This is a genomic window from Haladaptatus halobius, from assembly GCF_020618475.1.
Lineage (GTDB): Archaea > Halobacteriota > Halobacteria > Halobacteriales > Haladaptataceae > Haladaptatus > Haladaptatus halobius.
Genome location: NZ_CP085336.1, coordinates 1,348,526 through 1,368,187, shown reverse-complemented (window position 1 = coordinate 1,368,187; position 19,662 = coordinate 1,348,526). Strand labels below are relative to the sequence as shown.

14 protein-coding genes and 2 pseudogenes are annotated in these 19,662 nt (G+C 55.0%); 6 read left to right on the top strand and 10 right to left on the bottom strand.

The features are described from left to right. Window positions 1-224: 224 nt before the first annotated feature. The 4 genes from LIW51_RS23825 to LIW51_RS23810 all read right to left on the bottom strand — a co-directional run bounded on the left by LIW51_RS23825 (window position 225) and on the right by LIW51_RS23810 (window position 2,080). Window positions 225-467 carry a hypothetical protein gene (locus tag LIW51_RS23825; protein ID WP_227377569.1) on the bottom strand — a complete coding sequence of 81 codons (243 nt, stop codon included), beginning with the start codon at window positions 465-467 and terminating at the stop codon, window positions 225-227. Between the two features lie 245 nt (window positions 468-712). After that, a complete protein-coding gene (locus tag LIW51_RS23820; protein ID WP_227377568.1) occupies window positions 713-1,129 on the bottom strand; it encodes a helix-turn-helix domain-containing protein in 417 nt (138 codons plus the stop codon). A 300-nt stretch (window positions 1,130-1,429) separates the two neighbouring features. Next, entirely contained in the window at window positions 1,430-1,705 is a 276-nt protein-coding gene (locus LIW51_RS23815; RefSeq protein WP_227377567.1) for a MarR family transcriptional regulator, read from the bottom strand. A gap of 171 nt (window positions 1,706-1,876) precedes the next feature. Next, window positions 1,877-2,080: a hypothetical protein gene (locus LIW51_RS23810; RefSeq protein WP_227377566.1), complete on the bottom strand. Its 204-nt coding sequence runs from the start codon at window positions 2,078-2,080 to the stop codon at window positions 1,877-1,879. A gap of 283 nt (window positions 2,081-2,363) precedes the next feature. Between LIW51_RS23810 and LIW51_RS23805 the strand changes: the two genes are divergently transcribed. After that, window positions 2,364-4,154 carry an aldehyde ferredoxin oxidoreductase family protein gene (locus tag LIW51_RS23805; protein ID WP_227377565.1) on the top strand — a complete coding sequence of 597 codons (1,791 nt, stop codon included), beginning with the start codon at window positions 2,364-2,366 and terminating at the stop codon, window positions 4,152-4,154. 120 nt (window positions 4,155-4,274) lie between these two features. Here the strand turns inward: LIW51_RS23805 and LIW51_RS40490 are convergent. Beyond that, a pseudogene (locus LIW51_RS40490) lies at window positions 4,275-4,388 on the bottom strand (DUF8073 domain-containing protein); the annotation flags it as partial. A gap of 396 nt (window positions 4,389-4,784) precedes the next feature. Here LIW51_RS40490 and LIW51_RS23800 point away from each other — a divergent pair. After that, window positions 4,785-5,444 carry a helix-turn-helix domain-containing protein gene (locus LIW51_RS23800; protein WP_368411814.1) on the top strand — a complete coding sequence of 220 codons (660 nt, stop codon included), beginning with the start codon at window positions 4,785-4,787 and terminating at the stop codon, window positions 5,442-5,444. A gap of 136 nt (window positions 5,445-5,580) precedes the next feature. Here the strand turns inward: LIW51_RS23800 and LIW51_RS23795 are convergent, their stop codons facing one another. Then, the gene (locus LIW51_RS23795; protein WP_227377563.1) at window positions 5,581-7,329 is read right to left on the bottom strand and encodes a BCCT family transporter; all 1,749 of its coding nucleotides are present in this window, start codon (window positions 7,327-7,329) and stop codon (window positions 5,581-5,583) included. 1,009 nt (window positions 7,330-8,338) lie between these two features. Continuing rightward, window positions 8,339-9,044: pseudogene (locus LIW51_RS23790) on the bottom strand (NAD(P)/FAD-dependent oxidoreductase); the annotation flags it as partial. Window positions 9,045-9,341: 297 nt separating this feature from the next. On the opposite strand from LIW51_RS23790, the gene LIW51_RS23785 reads away from it, so the two are divergent. Next, window positions 9,342-10,202 carry a methylenetetrahydrofolate reductase gene (locus LIW51_RS23785; protein ID WP_368411813.1) on the top strand — a complete coding sequence of 287 codons (861 nt, stop codon included), beginning with the start codon at window positions 9,342-9,344 and terminating at the stop codon, window positions 10,200-10,202. Between the two features lie 176 nt (window positions 10,203-10,378). Continuing rightward, window positions 10,379-11,626, top strand: coding sequence for a serine hydroxymethyltransferase (gene glyA, locus LIW51_RS23780; RefSeq protein ID WP_227377561.1), 1,248 nt, complete (start codon window positions 10,379-10,381; stop codon window positions 11,624-11,626). Between the two features lie 226 nt (window positions 11,627-11,852). On the opposite strand, the gene LIW51_RS23775 is transcribed toward glyA, so the two are convergent. Both LIW51_RS23775 and folP read right to left on the bottom strand, forming a co-directional pair. Beyond that, entirely contained in the window at window positions 11,853-13,238 is a 1,386-nt protein-coding gene (locus tag LIW51_RS23775; protein ID WP_227377560.1) for an aminomethyltransferase family protein, read from the bottom strand. A gap of 319 nt (window positions 13,239-13,557) precedes the next feature. Beyond that, on the bottom strand, window positions 13,558-15,951 hold the full coding sequence (folP, locus tag LIW51_RS23770; protein WP_227377559.1) for a dihydropteroate synthase: 2,394 nt from the start codon (window positions 15,949-15,951) through the stop codon (window positions 13,558-13,560). A 319-nt stretch (window positions 15,952-16,270) separates the two neighbouring features. Here folP and LIW51_RS23765 point away from each other — a divergent pair, with 319 nt between their 5' ends. Together LIW51_RS23765 and LIW51_RS23760 are read left to right on the top strand one after the other, a co-directional pair. Then, a complete protein-coding gene (locus LIW51_RS23765; protein ID WP_227377558.1) occupies window positions 16,271-17,998 on the top strand; it encodes a formate--tetrahydrofolate ligase in 1,728 nt (575 codons plus the stop codon). Between the two features lie 58 nt (window positions 17,999-18,056). Continuing rightward, on the top strand, window positions 18,057-18,968 hold the full coding sequence (locus LIW51_RS23760) for a DMT family transporter (RefSeq protein WP_227377557.1): 912 nt from the start codon (window positions 18,057-18,059) through the stop codon (window positions 18,966-18,968). 11 nt (window positions 18,969-18,979) lie between these two features. On the opposite strand, the gene folE is transcribed toward LIW51_RS23760, so the two are convergent. After that, on the bottom strand, window positions 18,980-19,627 hold the full coding sequence (gene folE, locus LIW51_RS23755; protein WP_227377556.1) for a GTP cyclohydrolase I: 648 nt from the start codon (window positions 19,625-19,627) through the stop codon (window positions 18,980-18,982). Window positions 19,628-19,662 lie beyond the last annotated feature (35 nt).

The window sequence follows — 19,662 nt, the reverse complement described above, 5'->3', positions numbered from 1 at the left end:
TGATGAACTCATGATTTCGCTGCAATGTTGGGCAGTGACATTCCAGCCCCACGTCCAAGACATTTGTATAATATTTGTTAGCTTACAGACGTCCTGCTGAAAGGCAGCATTGACGGTTAAATGGACTATACGGCTGTTCTGACCGCTAGAAAACGCGTCAAGCTGATTTCGTCAACCTTGCTTTGCCCGAATATTCATCTGAAGCGAGAGACGACTTCATACTCTCAAATTACAGCATCGCGATCCGCGTCCTCGACATCTACGTCCGGCACCTGCGACCGAACCGCCCGGAACTTCGAGGGCGCATGCTCAGTAGGAAATACTGGAAACTCCGGGGTTGCTGGGTCGAGTTCGTTCTGCCACTGTCGGAGTGGCTTCTGTGCGATCTCGAGAAGTGGCGCGTACTCGTACGCTTGACCCTTCCCGAGGACACTAAGGGTACCGTTTTCCAGTCGACATCGGCCCACGTCACACCGTTGCGGCGATCACCCTTTGGATGCGCAAATATCTCCGCCCCCAAACACCTGTTTACGCGAGCAACACGTCGATAGTGTGTTACCGGAAACGCGTTCGCTTCTCACTCGCATCTCCGAACTCGATGACATCCAGTGCTCGCTGGTGGACGTACGATTCGAGCTGGCGGCGGTTGTCAGGACTCCAGAAAGTAGTGTCCCTCCGTCCGTCCGAAGACGATCATGAGTTTCAAAATACATTACTCGAATTTCGAAAGTAGTCTGTATGCATTCGTGCGCGAATAGGTAACATCGAATTGTTCGTCCAACAGCCGTTGCACACGTGGAATATCCCATTCTTCGATGTTGTAGCCAACGTTTGCAGGTGGATCACGCAGTAGTTGTGCGACTTTGAATTGTTCTTCACGATCCAGTTTCGGTGGCCGATCTGGGCGGGCCTTGTCCCGGGCTGCGTCGCGAACCGGCTCTTCCTCGAATCGGTGCAACCAGTTATAAATGGTCTTCCGTAAGTACCCGTACCACTCGGCTACATCCGTTTGTGCGACGCCTTGTTTGTAGGCGATCGCTAACATGAGTCGCTTCGTTGCGTGTACGTCATCCACATCATCGAGCGCAGTCCGGAGTTCAGAAGTCGAGATGTTCTCCAGGTGAGACATCACGGAATACGACGAGAATACCGTGTAAATAATTTTGTGATGATGAATGACTTACCCGCTCTCATTTCAAGTATTTATCTAGGAGATTGAACCAAAAGAGAGGATTTTACCTTTAGTCCGACGGACTGTCAAAACAGAGGTTCTCAAGACGCGTTTCACATTCACTGAGCGACGCATTGAGTTCCGAAACGACAGCTTTCGGGTTTTTGTCTGGTCGCGCACCATGTGGTGTCGGTTCACTCAACTCTGAATTGCCCGGTTGTCTGTGCTGGCCACTGTTACTGCTGTCGTCAGTAGTTACTAGTCAAACGTGAGTGAGTAACAGCGTTTTCGCGCATCGACAAAGGAAAAGCGTGACTCAACGAGGTCGTGGTCTTCAAGCCGCGTGAGCGCGTACCGAACCGTTCGTGGGGGGAGCAGGGTTTCTTCCTCAAGTTGACCTTGGTTGAGTGTGTCGTTGTATTCGAGTACTTTGGTGACCAACTTAGCGCTTGGTGGCAGTTCGTTGAGTATTTCGATTGCCTGACGCTCTGTTCGATCGTGCTCGTCCGTCTGTACTGGCCTGGATTGCTGCATTATACCACTGGTATTGCATGCGTTATCATAATACTTTCTATGGATATTATTCTTGTTGGTAATAGCAACCGAATGGCGATGGTCTAATGCAAGTAGGAACAATAACGGTGTTTTTCAGTAAAATCACAAGCAAGCGTGGTCTAAATTGGCCCACGGAACATTCGTATTCGGTTAAGAGGCTAAATCACAAGCCGCAGCTTCCTGAACTCGTAGAGCGAAGGGGAGGATAATGAGGTTCTCCCCGGATGCAATTACGTCGCTGTTAACTTCGCTGTTTCCGTCAGGCAGAAGTTGTACATTGAGAAGACTTCCTTCAGTCACGATGGAAGCGGGAGCAACCACCTCGTGCGGAACAGTCATGCGGAGATACTTCATCACGATTAACGTGAGACAGCGAGTGATGTATTTGTATAAGGCGGAGCCTCACCATGAATTTCAGCCAATAGCACGACGACCACAGTAGAGACAATCGGTCGTTTAAAACTCAAAAACCGGTCAAGTTTCAGCCGCATCAGCTCTATCCTGATTGCCAAAGCGCATCGACCGGTCGCCGGCGATGATGACTCCCGTTGGCAGATATTCACGCTTACTCATACAGGTGGAATGAGTTCCGTTCGCTACCGAAAGAGCCTTAATTTCTCTGGCACGTTTTCCAGTAATGCCACGCCGTACGTCTGATAAACTGCTTCGGGTCGACCTGACCGCGGAGTGCATTAAAAGTGAGGCTGTGCCCAAAAAGTGGCTACGGCGGTACGTCGGAGGGAAAGGATTGGGGGCGCGATACCTATACGAGGAGCTATCGCCCAGCGCCGACCCGCTGGGCTCCGAGAATGCCTTACTATTCATGCTTGGGCCGTTGTCGGGTGTACTGCCTGGGGAACCACGGTATGCAGTCATAACGAAATCACCGCTAACTGGGGCGTTCCTCGACTCCTACAGTGGCGGCGAGTTCGCCGCCAGCCTTGCAGGAGCGCTCGGAGAGCACATTGGGATGCTTGTGACGGGACGTGCCGACACTCCCGTGAGAATCAAGATCGAGGACGGCACTGCGACAATCGCCCCTGCTAGCGACCTCTGGGGTGCGGACACCGTCGAGGTGTGCGCGTCCGTCGACGCTCCCGTCGCCTGCATCGGTCCAGCGGGTGAGCACCGCGTCAAGTACGCGACCATCGCCTCCGACGCTGGGGAGCACCATGCCGGACGTGGAGGGGCGGGAGCAGTAATGGGCGCAAAGCGACTTAAGGCCATCGTCGCCCGAGGTAACTGTCCGGACGCCCTCTCGTTGCTCCGGAGGAAGTACGCCGATGAATTCAGGGACGCCAATGTCGGTCAGTGGCAGGCAGCCAGCGGGACGCTCGAGAGCGTCGACTTCGCCAACGAAGTTGGCGTCCTCTCAACTCGCGGGTGGCAAGAGGGAAGATTCGAGGGGACAGACGACATCGGTATCGAGGCGGCGAAGGCCGCGGCTTATGAGCGCGAGCGCGACGATGACGCTGTTCCTGGCGGATTTCGCGTCGAAACCGATGAGGGCAAACACGTTCCTCGAGGTGCGAACGCCATGAGCCTCGGCGCTGGCCTTGGTATCGATGAGTTCGACAGTGTCGCCGTCCTCGGAGAAACATGCAACCGTCTCGGGGTAGACGTCATCAGCGGCGGGAGCGCTGTTGCATGGGCGATTCGGGCGAGTCAAGAAGACATCATTGAGCGAGACCTCCGGTTCGGCGACCCTGGCGGTGCGCGTGCCCTCATTAAGGAGATCGCCCGCCGCGAGACGCCATTCGGAGATGCTCTCGCCGACGGCGTTCGTGTCGCCGCGTCATCGTTCGGTGGAGACGATCTCGTACCGACGGTGAAGGCCATGGAGGTGCCTCCTTACGACCCTCGTGGAGCGAAGGGTATGGCGCTTGCATATGCGACTAGTGACCGCGGAGGGTGTCACCGCCGCGCCCGCCCCGTCGAAACGGAGGTGTTCCGTGAGGAGGAGCTAAGCGATGTGGATCGCGTTCGTAGAATCATCGCTGAGCAGAATGCGCGCTCCATTCTGTGGAGCCTGATAATCGACGACTTCGTCGGTGAAGTTCTCTGGAGCGACCTCGGCGCTGAGTGGCTCTCCGCTGTCGGGCACGACTATACGGTGTCGGAACTGTGGACGGTTGGCAAACGTATTTGGACGCTCATCCGCCTCTTCAACGTCCGTGAGGGGTTCTCGCGATCCGACGATGCAATTCCGACAATGTTTACGGAGCCACTGTCTAAAGGCCCCTCTGACGGAAAGGCGCTCAACTCGGGGGAGTTCGAGGCAATGCTAGAGCAGTATTACGCCGAACGCGGCTGGAGCGAGAAGGGACGACCAACATGGGCGCTTCTTGAACGGCTTGACCTCGTGGACACCGTCGATGGCGAAACGCCGATCGCATTGCACCCGGTACGTCCACTGAACGACAGTTGACGGTGTAGAAGACATCAGTACTGACGACTGCTGTTAAGTATCAATGTGACGGTGATTATAGTGGTAGTGAGGCAAAAACCCATGGCTTTAATGGCCGGGGAAGGATGTTAAACCTCCAACTCACATCTGCGAATTGTTCATGACGCTCTGACGGATCCGATCGGCGATTTCGGTTCTGGATATTCTGCGGTTATCCTGTTTCCACACTCGTGTGAGGACGAGGTCTAATAAGTTTAGCCGCTTTAGTTATTCTCGCGCCTCATCTCGTTCGATATTCAGTTCCCGCTTGACCTCATGTACCGTTAGCGAGCTATCGCTATCACCTTGTTCCGGCGACGTCACGTTCTCGGCGCCGGAACTTGACACGGTATTATAAGATTTAAATATAAAATATTCAATATATAAACAAACGGATAATTAACTACAGCAAAAATAAAAGGAAAACAGATTAAGAAAACGGTTCGCCTTATCTTTTACTTTCTCTGAAAGGAATTCCACAACAACTGTTAATGTTATTGTGCCTCGGTAGTATACCTTCGAGAAGGACAATATGCCCGGTCGAATTACAACGATGATGCGACCAAATCTGAACGCGGCGGTGAACAGTTGTGGACCATTTATAACACAATTATGTCAATAATAGTTAAATCTTACATCCAGCACGAACGACTGGCTCTCGCTCCTACGTTGCGAAAACTCGATGATATCGAAATCAACGTTGTCACTCAAGTGAACACAAATCCAGGCACAACTGTCTTCCCGTTTCTTATCAAATATCATGATCGTGCAGAATTAGAGAATGTGATCGACGATGATTTAACAGTAAAGAGATATGATCTCGTAGATTGGACCGACGGAAGAGGGATTTACTATATCGAACATACACACGAGACGAAACTCATTAGCGCTGTAGTAACCGATGTAAATGGATTCTTAATGCACACTGAGACGAAGGGAGAGGGCTGGCTCGTCCGACTGCTCTTACCCGACAGAGAGGCCCTCAATACAATCTGGAAGTTCTCAAATGAGAACGACATCACGCTCGACATCCTCGAAATATATAGAAATGATAACGGAGGAACGGAGATGACCTACGGGCTAACCGACGAACAAAAGGCCTCGCTAAAAATTGCATACGAAAAGGGATACTTTTCGGAACCACGCAACGGTTCACTGAGCGAGATTGCCGATGAGCTTGAGCTGTCAACGACAGCGATGAGTGGCCGACTGCGCCGGGGAATGCGAAACCTCATCGCAGCGACGATCGCGGAAGACAACGATGAGAAATAATCGATGTGAAAATTGTCAATCAGTATATTTCTCTATGAATTGTGAGACTTGTTACATACTAGACCAAAATGTAGCTAAGTCGGAAACAGTTTCCAATGAGAACTTGTGGAAAATGAAACCGTTGTCGAAAGAAAACTCAGTCGATGCTTTCAGCGTCAGCACCTCCCTTGCCGTCTGCTATTGGACCACCACTGGTGACGACGTCAACATCATCCTCCCCAGGTCGGTCCTGGATGCGTTCAACGAATTGCTCTGACGTCAAGATTTCGTACTCGTTACTGAGTCCCTTGTAGACCGTGTAGCACATCACGACGAGGACGAGCGCTAATGGGAAGCCGGTCGCGATCGCCGCAGTCTGTAGTGCATCGAGACCGCCACCCCATAGCAGGAGCGCCGCGACGACGCCTTCGGTGACCGCCCAGAAGATACGCTGTGTCCTGGGTACATCGTGCTTACCGCCGGAGGTCAGGTGGTCGACAACCAGTGACCCCGAGTCAGACGATGTGACAAAGAATGTAACAACAAGTAATGTGGCGAGACCACCAGAGATGGCGCCCAACGGGAACTGTTCCAGGAGAGCAAACATCGCGACGGTTTGACCGACCTCGTTGTAGACGCTGAGGGCTTGACCGTTACCATTTAGAGAGTTGAATAGTGCGCTGCCACCGAACGTCGATAGCCAGAGAGTGGAAAATAGCGACGGGAGGAATAGCACGCCGATGACGAACTCCCGGATCGTTCGGCCTTTCGAGATACGGGCGATGAACATCCCAACGAACGGCGACCACGCGATCCACCATGCCCAGTAGAACACTGTCCAGCCAGAAACGGTAGCACCGCCTCCTCCTTGCGTGCCGGTGAAGAAAGAAAGCGATAGGAAGTTTCCGAAATAGGTGCCCAGACCTTGCACCCACGTGCCGAAAATGTACACAGTAGGACCGACGAGAATCATAAACGCCAGCAGAGTGAACATTAGATAGAGGTTCACCGTGCTCAGGCGTTTGATACCGGACTCAAGCCCTGCTGCAACCGAGGCCGTCGCGATGGCCGTGACCCCGACGATGAGGATTATTTGTGGAACTGTTCCCGTCGGGATGTTCGCGATACCGAGGATGTTACCACCAACGTACGAGAGTCCAGTATTAATCTGAGCAACCCCGAGACCGAGCGAGGTCGAGAGCCCAAATAGGGTTGCGAACACCGTCACTAGGTCGATGACGTGGCCTGGCCACCCATAAATCCGCTCGCCGAGCAAAGGCCAGAAGATCGACCGGAACGTCAGCGGTAGGCCGCGGTTGAACGAGAAGAAGGCGAGGCCAAGGCCGACCAATCCGTAGATAGCCCACGGGTGGAATCCCCAATGGAAGAACGTCTGTGCTATCGCGGCCGACGCTGCTTCACCGGTCTGGGCCTGGTAACCGAAGAATCCCGGGACATTCCCGAAGTAGTACAGCGGTTCGGAGACGCTGAAGAACATGAGGCCGATTCCCATCCCGGCGCTGAACAGCATGGCCATCCACGAAAAGTCACTGAACTCCTTCTCGGCTTCGACGCCGCCGATTCGGATCGACCCAAATTTCCCGAGTGCGAAGTACAGAATCGTCACCATGAAGATGTTTACTGCCAGGAGGAAGAACCATCCGAAGTTCCCCTCGAAAAAGCTACGAACCGACGAGTAAACTGCTGCCGCCTCAGATCCGAGAAGAAGGGTTGCTGCGATGAACAACCCGATCAACCCGAGCGCAACCGGAAATATGACCGGATGGATGTCGAACCCGAACTTCTGAATGTTTCTATCGCCGGGCTCCCGGTCAGAGTCGGGGTGGAACAGCTCTACCTGCAAACCATCCGACATCTCCCCCGTGGTTTCCTCACTTTCTGCCATACGTTGCCTCCATTACGCGGAGTCGCTGTTTTTTGTTCGACGTTGTATTCCTTACCTTTCGTTTCATGTGTTTATCACTTTTTATATCTCGTAACGTAATGATGCGGATTACACTCGTTCGCTTCTGTCTTGGCGTTCGTATTATGAGGGTGGGACACTGCCCCACTATCTATTAGTCCGTGCCGTATCGGACTGCGGTGTGTTACCCAACCTCAACCCCGTAATTTTATCGAAAAGTAATAAAACTTCGGCACAACCCGAATGTCGACAGCTATTCACCATTTAATCATGGAAATAAACCACCTCCGTCGGCTTATGCGTAACAGCCGTCACCGGTTCGAGAGTAGGACATGCATCATTGGTCGGTCAAACCATATATTATAAGATGATTTACACCTCGTGTTTGTCGCCTCATACCGATATTCGCAGTAGTTATTAATTCGTTCCGAACTGATGCTGGGAGCGACAAATCGATCATCAAGACTGGAGATAGTCACGACCATCGATATCGTTGGAATCCGAACAGCGTTTCTGAGGCTGGTATAGGGAAAAACCTGGCGGCAGTATTTTTCCTGACCGGGTTATCACCAATATGATAAATTTGCTCGCGACGGCCACCGCCGGTCTCGTTATCCTTCTGTTCGGCATCGCACTGCTGACGAGTCGTCCGGGAACTCCCAGGTAGCCGGGCTTTGCTTCCTGAGCGCGATGATCGTGATTTATTTCAGAGAACGTGGTTGGCTCCTTCCTTTGCTTCTTTGCTCCCGTTGTAGGGAATCAAGATGGTGTCGTACAGAATCAATCGGATCGTGTATCCTCTGGTATCTGTCATCAAATAAATTTTCCGTCTCTCCGGTTGTCGCAAGCGTCGAAGAATCGAACACTCCCCTCGGACGGTGAACGATGATTAAATCATCTTCGTTATATTCTCGACCGAATAACCGGCTCCTTCGACGGCGTTGATTATCGAACTCGCGTGTTCCGCACCGCTGGAAGTTCCGGCATCGGCCAGCTCGTCCATCGGTTCGGTGACAACGTACTGATGTTCGACAGGCGCGATCGGGAGATCGACCCCGGCCATCTGTCCGGTCTGGTACCCCCAGTTATTCGTCGCGATGACACAGCGGTCGCATTCAATACGGCCCCGGTCAGTGACGACTGCTTGTATCTCTCCATCCGTCACCTTGGTGCCACCCCAAGAAGTCCGCCTGAGTGTTCTCGATGTACCACTGAAGAGCTGCGATGCCATCGACGCAGTCGTCGGTCGGCGAGTAGTAGCCCCCAAGGATCTCGTCCTCGTTCACCAGCGGGAGGTGTTCGGACACCTCCGCAGGTGAGAGTAACTGCGGATCCACTACACTCTAGGCTTTCCCCCACTCGACGCGGCGTTGAAGGAAGTCCATCCGTTCTTCGCTCCACGCCACCTCGATGCCCCCGACCTCGTTGTAGGCCTGCTCGCCGTCTTGACCCTCGAGTGTGGAGTACAGCTTCCGGCTGTAATTCGCGAATTTGGTAAGGATCTTTGAATCGGCGGTTTGGAACATGATGCCGGGTGCGTGAGACGAGGATCCACCGGTCGTCGGCATTGGTCCTTGGCCGACGACAACGTCCTCTCTACCAAGCTCTGTCAGCCGATACGCGATGTTGCAGCCGACGATGCCGGCACCGACGATGACGGTGTCGGCTTGGGTCGGCAAGCTGTCTGTCGTATCTATAAATCTGGTTCAAAAGTGACTGAGGTTCGCAATATAGTTATCGCTCGAGTGATCACGTTCTTCCAATTGTATGGGGAGTTACAGTTCAATTTTGCAGAAATAGAGATGGCCTCGGTGAGAGATTATCATCCTAACAACTCAAAAATAGCCACAAATTACCTTCGCGGGTCGGTGAAACCTTAAAATTGGATTCGCAGCGATTGGACCGCTGGCAGGACTTCTGCTATCCACTTATATGGGTTTTCAGGGCCACCCATAGACAAAAGTACCTCCATAAGCATCATATTTGCGTAAGAGATGTCCTTAGGATTGCGTTCCAATACGGAACAAAAGGGTGTCGACAAACTCCTCACTGGCGCACGGTATGAATTGATGCCGTTTGACAGTTTCGATGACGAGATAACGTACTTGCCCGACGACGCGACCATTGCCATCACCACATCACCGCAACTTGGCATCGAACGGACGGTCGAACGCGCTGAACAAGCGGCTGAACAGGGGTATGAGGTCGTACCCCACATCGCTGCACGCTACGTCACCGACCGTGAGCATCTCGAAGAGATTGCGCACCGGCTGACCGTCGCCGGCGTTTCAGAAATCTTCGTTCCAGGTGGCGACCGTGAGGAGCCAGCCGGGGAGTTTGAGTCAGCCTACGACTTGCTTTCGTCACTCGATGGTACGGAGTATTTATTCGACAAGGTCGGTATCACTGGTTATCCGGAAGGACATTCCTTCCTTGACGAAAAGACACTAACGGATTCGATGGCCAAAAAAGAGCCATACGCAACCTATATCGTCACCCAACTCTGCTACGACTCGGCGACCGTTCTTGAGTGGATCGAAAATATCCGTGACCGAGGCGTTGATCTCCCCGTCGAAATTGGCATCCCGGGCGTGATGAAGTATCAGCGACTGATGGACATTTCTCAGAAAGTCGGCGTCGGCGACTCGATTAAATTTCTTAGAAAAACTACGGGAATTCTTGGATTCGTGCGCCAACTTGTTAGCTCGCGCGGAAAATACAAGCCAAACGAACTCGTCGACGGTCTTGCACCGTACATTGACGATACGACGTACAAAATCCGTGGTATCCACATCTACACATTTAACCAAACGGCGGACACCGAATCGTGGCGTCGCGATCGAATCCAAAAGTAGCCTCGGACGGGTACACGAAGTTATCGAGCGCTAGTTACGTGCTGCTATTCTATCGACTGTATTCACGAACAGTGATAGACCTGTCATACTATGGTAGCCTCAAACACAGATAGTCGACAATCTATCATCTTCTGTCGAAGATAAAATTATTCTATGTCCGGATCGGTATGCTACTCATGAAGTACGACACCCTCCGCGAGACTGATCCAACCGTCGCTGAGTTCCTCAAGGCCGAACGCGTTCGTCAGGACGATACGCTGGCGATGATCGCGAGCGAAAACCACGTCTCAGAATCGGTCATGGAGGCCCAGAGCTCAGAACTCACCAACAACTACGCCGAAGGGTATCCGGGGGAGCGATACTACGGCGGTTGTGAATATGCTGACGAGATCGAACAATTGGCCATCGACCGAGCCAAAGAACTGTGGGGCGCAGACCACGTCAACGTCCAGCCGCACTCGGGCTCGCAGGCGAACATGGGAGTGTATCTGGCGATGCTGGAACCTGGTGATAAGATCCTCTCCCTGGACCTGACCCACGGTGGTCACCTCTCACACGGCCACCCTGCTAACTTCGCCGGTCAGGTCTACGATGTTGAGCAATACGAGATTGATCCTGAGACGGGATACGTTGACTACGAGGGTCTGCACGAGACGGCCGAGAAATTTGAACCGGATATCATCGTCTCCGGGTATTCAGCGTATCCCCGAGAGGTCAACTTCGAGCGCATTCAGGCGACCGCAGATGCTGTCGATGCCTATCACATCGCTGACATCGCACACATCACCGGACTGGTCGCCGCGAGCGTTCACGAGTCGCCCGTCGGTGTGGCGGACTTCGTTACCGGTTCGACGCACAAGACCATTCGCGCCGGTCGCGGCGGTATTATCATGTGTGGCGAAGAATACATTGCCGACGTCGATAGCGCGGTGTTCCCTGGTGCGCAGGGCGGACCAGCGATGCACAACATCGCAGGGAAAGCGGTCGGGTTCGGCGAAGCTCTCGACCCCTCGTTTGACGAGTACGCCGAGCAGACCGTCGCTAATGCGAAGGCACTCGGTGACCGTCTACAGGAGCACGGCCTTGACCTCGTCTCGGGTGGCACGGACACCCACCTCGTCTTGGTGGATCTTAGGCCGTCCCATCCTGACACTACGGGGAAAGAGGTCGAAACGACACTGGAGGGCGCTGGCATCGTTTTGAACGCAAATACAGTTCCGGGCGAGACACGATCTCCTTTCAATCCCTCAGGTATCCGTATCGGCACGCCAGCGCTCACGACCCGCGGCTTCGATGAGGAAGCCTGCCGCGAGGTCGCTGACCTCATCTACGACGTCATCGACGCCCCCGAGTACGAAGCCGTCATGGCCGACGTCAGCGCCCGCGTCAACGAACTCACGGACGAGTACCCACTCTACAACTGACGGGTCCGTCCGGGATTAGTTCTGTTGTCAGTTCCCCACGACTTCAGTCGTGGGCTTTCGCGCTGTTATTGTGTGAGCTACCACATCCTTTAGGGCGTGGAGGAGGTCAATGTCCGACACTTGGATCAGCAAGAAGCTGAAGATAAATCTGCAGAATATACTGCCTATCTACCCATGCGAAGTAAAAAATCTATTGCAGTTGTTTGGCCCGGGCGACTACGGTCGATCAGTCGTCGCTGCTTTCAGCTTCCGCTTCCTTCTTTGCGTTTAGCTTGGCCTGTTCGCGCGCGCTCGGATTGACTGACTCCTTGAACGGAACTCTTGCCACAGTAGCGTACACTGGCTCGTCCTCCTCTTCAGCGTACTCGTCCGGTAGGTGCACCTCGAACTCGATATCGAGATCTTCCTCGTAAATTTCGTCGTTGAGCGGCACGCTGGTCTCCGACCGGAGTTTGTCCGCCGGTACGAAGCCGAGTCCGATATTCGTCTCCAGGTCGGGATTCCACCACGGTGACGTCATGTAGCCGCACTCCTCACCCGACTCGGGATCGGAGATGAGCCAGAAGTCGGGAGCGTAGTCCCGAATTGGTTCGCCGGCCATCTTCAGGCCCACTAGCTTGTGGTTGAACGGGAACTCGCCGCCCTCTACCAGCTCTTTCTGCCGTTCGAGTTCCTCTTTGCCGATGTAGTCAGCCTCCTTGCCGTCCGGCACCTGATATCCCAAGTTGACTTGGAACGGGGAGGTCTCGTGATCCATGTCCTGCCCCCACGAGAGGATGCCCGCCGCAATGCGACGATGATGCCCGGGTGCGATCTGCATTCCGCCATGGTTTTTGACCGATTCCATGACTGGATCCCAGACGCGCTCGGCGTTTTCCATCGCGTCTTTCACGTAAATCTCGAACCCCTTCTCGCCCGAGAAACCGGTCTGGCTCACCAGCACCGGACAACCATTAATCTCAGCCTCCATAAGGCCATAGTACGGGATTTCGCTGACCTCCTCACCGACAACGTCGATCAGCACATCTTCGGATAGCGGACCCTGTATCTGCATCGGTGCAACGTCGATTTCGTCGATCTCAACGTCGAAGTCCTTACCGACGTTGACACCCTGCAACCACTGCATGAGTGTGGAGTCGGAGAGAGAGAACCAGAACTCGTCCTCCGAAATGCGTAGTAACACCGGATCGTTCAAGATACCACCATTCTCGTTACAGAGGATGACGTACTTCCCGCGCATCGGCTCGATTTCGGTCGCATCCCGAGTGATGACGTAGTTGGTGAGCGCTTCCGCGTCCGGTCCCTTCACACGAATCTGACGTTCGACGGCGACGTCCCACAACGTTACCTTCTCGGTCAGCGCCTCATATTCGGCCATCGCGCCGCCGTCTTCCGGCTCGACAAGACCGCGAGGGTGGTAGATTCGGTTGTACACCGTACACCGCCAGGCACCTTCTTCGTTGAAGGACTTATCGAAGAAAGGAGATTTGCGAACGCGCGTGGAGACCAGCATCTCAATGCCGGGGTCACCAGTCTGACGCAGGTTTCTCGGTAGTACGCGATCTGACTGATCGACACCAGGATGATTTGGATGGTCGTTGCTCTCTGGCATACCTGTGGATTAGGTTTACAGAAGGTAATAAAAGACAGTGTTAATAATTCCTGCTATTTATATAGGTCACGTGTGAGCCGTAGAACCCGGTGTAGTTACGGTTATGAAAAATGCCGACATCTCCCAGAACTGCACTTATTGATCTACATATCTGCTATATTTGAGAGACGAACAGATTCGGTGATATGAATACGAGCGCATACCTCCGTCTTTAGGCGGAGGTCGAGCAGTAGGCATCGTGCGTCCATTCTCTGGTACCTGTATGGTGGAGGGCGTCCTCCGAATCGAAGGGCATAGTGCGGAGGAGGTCAAATCCTGATCACACGTTTTTCGTGGCAGTAACTGTCCGAATCACGGCCATGTTCTCCGGGATATCGTGCACTCTAACTACGTCGGCCCCTCGTTCGGCTGCCATCGCCGTCACTGCTAACGTCGGGGGAAGTCTCTTTTCGCTCTGATAGCCGATTTGCTCGAACATGGATTTCCGAGAGTGACCGACCATTACGGGACAGGCGAGTGCCCGGAACTCCGGTAGTCGGTCGACCAGGTCGAACGACTCGGCCGCGTCTTTTCCGAACCCACAGCCTGGGTCGACGACGATCTGTTCCCGGTCGATACCTGCTCGTTCCGCCAGCAAGATTTGTTCGGCGAGTTCGTGAAGGACATCCTCGACCACGTCATCGTAGGTTGCGGTTCGGGTCGGGTCGACGGGCGTTGACAGGCTGTGCATGAGGACTAGCGACGCGTCGTGGTCGGCGACGACGAATCGCATCTCCGGATCAGCGAGTCCTGAGACATCGTTGACGATGTCGGCCCCGGCGTCGAGTGCGGCTTCCGCGACGGCGGCTTTCCGGGTGTCGACAGAGATGGGGACATCGAGCGACGATATCGATTCAATGACGGGTACGACACGGTTGATCTCCTCACTGACGGAAACTGAATCAGCACCTGGTCGGGTACTCTCCCCGCCGACATCCACGATATCCGCACCGGAGGCGACCATCTGTTTGGCACGCTCGACCGCCATGTCGAGCCGGTCGTATTCCCCACCGTCGTAGAAACTGTCCGGGGTGACGTTCAAGATCCCCATCACGGCCGTCCTATCGGTATCGAATGGGTCATCCGGTGTCGGCCCATCGAGGGTCGTCTTAAGTTGTCGTGCGAGATGTCGTAACCCCAGATCATCAGTTTCGATGGTGTCGGCCAGTTCACGGAGCTGGGTTACTGTCCCTGAGAGACCCGTCGCAACGAGCTTCTCAGGCGCGCCTGCCTCAGAGCGCACGCACGTACCGTCGATGGCCGTGAGACGCTGATCAACCCGCTTGGCCTGGTCGCGTCGTAGAGATGTTGTGAGATTCCGATGAGCGAGGTGGTTGACGGTTACCTCAGGGAATTTGGCCCCCGAAAACACCCTACGTTCGTTTGCCTGCCGTCCGCAATCTTTTGGGACGACTAATCGTGTCCACCGATCTCGCGCCTCTGCGACAGCGTACAGTGAGCCAGTGACGAGCACGAAGTCCGTTTCGTCTGCCGCAGCAAGAGCTCGCTCTGTGGCTTCTTGGACGGACTCGACCTGATAGACCGTGTTCGCCTGCCCGTCGAAGGCGTCGGCCAGTACGGCGACATCCTCAGCGCGATCGACGTCAGGGCGTGTGACGAAGGCGGTATTGACAGTTGGGAGTTTCGAAATCATCGCCTCGTAATTCTTGTCCGCCATCGCAGCAAAGACGACGTGCAGGTCGTCGTAGTCGTAGCGTCCGAGCAGGTCGCTCAGCTTTGCGGCTGCTCCCGGGTTGTGGGATCCGTCGAGGACGACCATCGGGTCGGTGGAGACTATCTCGAACCGTCCCGGCCAGGTTGCCTTACGGAGTCCTTTGGCTATCGTCGATGCGTCGACTGCGGCGACCTGTCGGGCAAGGGCCGCGGCGACGCCGGCGTTCGTCGCTTGATACTGGCCAAGCAGTGAAAGGTTGGTTTCCAGTGTCCAGTCGGGCCCCGTGATGGATACGTCGCTCTCGACGTCGGATTTCATCCCGTTCTCGACCGCGATAACGTCCGTGCCGGTTGCGCCAACCGTGATAATGTCCGTCTCCGCCCGGATGGCCTCCAATGCTGCCCCGTCTGCCCCTGTGACGAGCGGTGCTCCGGCTGGAGCGACCTGGGCTTTGTCGCGCGCGATCTCCTCCACCGTATCTCCGAGCAGATCGGTATGCTCTAGGCTAACGCTTGTAACCGCACTCGCAATCGGGTCGATCGCGCTGGTCGCATCGTAGCGACCGCCGATACCGACCTCAAGGATCGCGACGTCGACGTCTTCGACACTGAAGTGGTGGATAGCGAGCGCGGTGAGAACCTCGAAGTGTGTCGGCATATCATCATCTATCTGAAGTTGCTCGAGGCAGGGATCAATGCGCTCGACATACTCCACGATCTGCTCTTTCGGTATGGGCCGGCCATTGACACGGATCTGTTCACGAAAGTCGTTCAGACACGGGGAAGTAAATAGTCCTACATCCAGACCAGCAGTCCGAAGCACGCTCTCTAGCATACATGTTGTACTCCCTTTGCCGTTGGAACCGGCGACTTGCACGAAGTCGACGTCGGCTTGCGGATTTTCGAAGTGAGAGAGCATTCTGGCCGTCGTCTCCGTCCCGAATTCGGGACGGCGCCGTTGTAGGGACGTCAAAACATCCGCCGCTTCATGATACTCCATGACACATATCCACATCGGTGACCTGATTAACTTAACGACGAACTCACCGCCGAGTTCGGCACTGATGGCGCTAGAACCATGCACTGAAGCCGGTTTCGCCGACGATTCAGAGGTCGTTGATTGCTTTTGAGAGACTGTGATCGGTTGACTCCACTTTCCGGTCAAATGGATACGACTAAAACATCGAACCTCCATACATCATTTGAAACTCATGATGAGTGACGTTACTTATTCTCTTGACGACCGCAAACACATCCTATCCCGATATTAACAAATATGACAATATTCTTACCGTGATGCGATAAAACCTCTGAGCACGATGCCTGTATCCGACGAGAGCCAAGAGCCAATTCCAACGGACTACAAGATAGCACAGTCGACCGATATGGAACCGATTTGGGAGTTGGTCGAACCGTGGGGTCTCGGGCTCGACGATCTCCAGTACTTCGGCGAATACACGGCGAAGGTCAAACATCACGCCATCAATCGCCTTCGCGAGCAAGCGGAGAGCAAGAACCAGAACCTCGTACTCGTAACGGGGATGACGCCGACTCCAAAGGGCGAAGGAAAGACCGTGACGACCGTCGGTCTCGGACAGACACTCAACCACATCGGCGAGGACGCGATGATCGCCATCCGCGAACCGTCGCTTGGGCCAGTGTTCGGCGTCAAGGGCGGCGCAGCCGGCGGTGGTCACTCGCAGGTTCTTCCGATGGAGGATATCAACCTCCATTTCACTGGTGACCTACACGCGCTCACCTCGGCGCACAATCTCATTGCGGCGATGCTCGACGCCAAGATATCACAAGGGAACAAGTTGAATATCAACGTCAACGACATCTCCTGGACCCGCGCGCTCGATATGAACGACCGAGTGCTTCGGGAGACGGTGATCGGTCTCGGCGGCGAAACCGGTGGGACACCGCGCGAAGATGGATTCCTCCTCACTGCGGCGTCTGAGCTGATGGCCGTCCTCTGTTTAGCCAATGACCTCGCCGATCTCAAAGAGCGCGTTGCTCGCATCATCGTCGCATACAATGAGAATGGCGAACCGATCACGGCCGACGACATCGACGCGACCGGCGCCGTCACGATGCTACTTCAGGACGCGATCAAGCCCAACATCGTCCAGACTATCGAGGGCACGCCTGCGTTCGTCCACGGCGGACCGTTCGCGAACATCGCCCACGGGACGAACTCGCTCATCGCCGACAAGACTGCCTTCGGGATGGGCGACTACCTCGTAACTGAGGCTGGATTCGGTTCTGACCTTGGCGCGGAGAAGTTCATGGATGTCGTCTGCCGAATGGGTGATATGACCCCGAACGCGGTCGTGCTCGTCGCTTCTATCCGTGCGCTTAAATACCACGGACTGGATCAGTGGCCGGTCGACTACGACGAGATCGGCGAAGCTGGCGTCGACGCCGTCGAGGCGGGCTTCGAAAATATCGACAAACACGTTCGAAACCTCCAGAAGTTCGGCGTTCCGGTCGTCGTCTCGGTCAACCGCTTCCCCGATGATACCGACGAGGAGGTTCAGGCAGTCTTGGATCACTGCCGGAACGACCTGGACGTCAGAGCCGCAGAGTCGACCGTCTTCGCCGAGGGCAGTGAAGGCGGTGTCGATCTCGCTGAGAACGTCGTCGACGCAGTCGAGGTCAGCGACGAGGACGACTTCGAGATGCTGTACGATGACGATGACTCGATCCAAGAAAAGATACACACGGTCGCGACGGAGGTGTACGGTGCGGAGGACGTGAAATACACTGGGAGTGCGTTAGACGACATTGAGCGGATGAAGGAACTCGGCTTCGATAACTATCCCGTCGTCATGTCAAAGACGTTCCACTCACTGAGCGACGACTCAAGCCAGAAGGGTGCGCCGAAGGACTGGGAACTCGAAATCAGCGAGATATACCCCTCAGCAGGTGCCGGGTTCCTAGTCGCGCTCACGGCCGACGCGCTGACCATGCCGGGACTCCCGGCCGACCCCGCTGCTGCCGAGATGGACATCGACGAAGACGGCAACATCACTGGATTGTTCTGAGAGCCGAACAACACAGCCCTACCCGCGGTATCTCCAAAACCTCCCCCACAATTGATCAATGGCTCGGTTCCGTGATGCTGTAGCGTTCTTTACAGTCGCTTGTCTATGGGGCTTCGGAGTGGCCGCAGCTGAGGTAGGGTTTCGCTCGTTCCCGCCACTATTACTATCTGCGTTTCGCTATTATATAGCAGGTGGACTCCTCTTAGGCTACGTGGGCCTCGCGACCGACGTGTGGTACCCGAGGACGCGTGCAGATAAGGTCGCAATTTGTGGCGGCGGTGTCTTCTGGATCGCGGTCGGAAACGGTGTCTGGTTCGTCGGGCAGAACCTCACGTCCAGCGTACTCTCGGGGTTGATGATGGGTTTCACTCCCATCGTAACCGTAGCGATTTCCTGGATTCTGCTTCCACAGGATCGACTGACGACCGTTTCGCTGGTCGGATTGTTCATCAGCTTCGGTGGCACAATCCTGTTAGTCTGGCCGACCCAAACGGCCACAGTCACCACCGCGCTGATCGGAAAGGCACTCCTGTTTGTCGGTGTCTTCGGTCTAGCGGCCGGAAGCGTGCTGGTTCGGTGGGCTACCACGTCCCTCCCGAGCACCACGTGGACTGCGTGGTCGGCACTGGTTGGTGGGGTTATCATTCACGGATTGAGCGTCCTCTCCGGTGAGCAGTGGGCGATGAACGTGACGATGACTGGAATCGCGTCGCTGCTTTATCTCAGCGTCGGCGCAACTGCTGTCTCCTACATCCTTTTCTTCTTCTTGCTCGACCGGCATCCGGCAATCGAAGTCACGCTCATCACCTACCTCGTTCCCATAATCGCAGCGGTCACGGGGTGGGCACTGTTCGACGAACGGATTTCGTGGCGGATGGCCGCGGGTCTCCCCATCATCGTCATCGGATTCACCATTATGAAGCGGCACGAACTCCGCGCCGAAGTTGCTCGGATCCAGCGTCCGGACTGAACGGCCTTCGCCTAGAACGAACCGCCAGACTGCTCGGCGTCCCGCCGTATCGAATTTCGGAACCGCCTCCGGTCGACATCTGTAATATTTCCGACTGTTTCCCGCGTTGTCGTCGCCGTTTGTGTCTCGACGCCCCGCATCGCTTCGCACATGTGCGTTGCGGTGAGTTCGACGAGCACGCCGTTAGCATCCAATTCGGCTGCCAGTCCCGTGGCGATGTCCCGCGTCAGTTCCTCCTGCGTCGTCAGCCGACGTGACCGCCATCGAACGTAGCGAACGAGCTTTGAGAGGCCGACCATCTCCTCATCCGGGCGGTAAGCAACGTGTGCGCTACCGTGGAACGGCAGAAGGTGGTGCTCACAAAGGCTGTACAGTGGAATCCCCGTCTTGACGATTAGTTCGTCGCTCTCGGCGTCGAACATCCGTAGCATCGGTTTTTCCCCATCCCGCATGCCCTCGCTCAGCGTCTCGAGCATCTTGGGGACACGCCGGTTCCACGTTTCGTACAGCTCCGCCTCGTCAGGGTTCCGCCCGATCGCTTCGAGGAGGAGGCGTACACCGTTTCGAGCCTTCTGTTCGTCGAATCCACTGGGGGACTCGGATTCCGCGCCCATCCCGGACTCGTATCGATAGCTCGCTGGCTGTTCTTGTAAATCCATCTGTCAGTACTACATCGACGAACTTGAAAAAACTG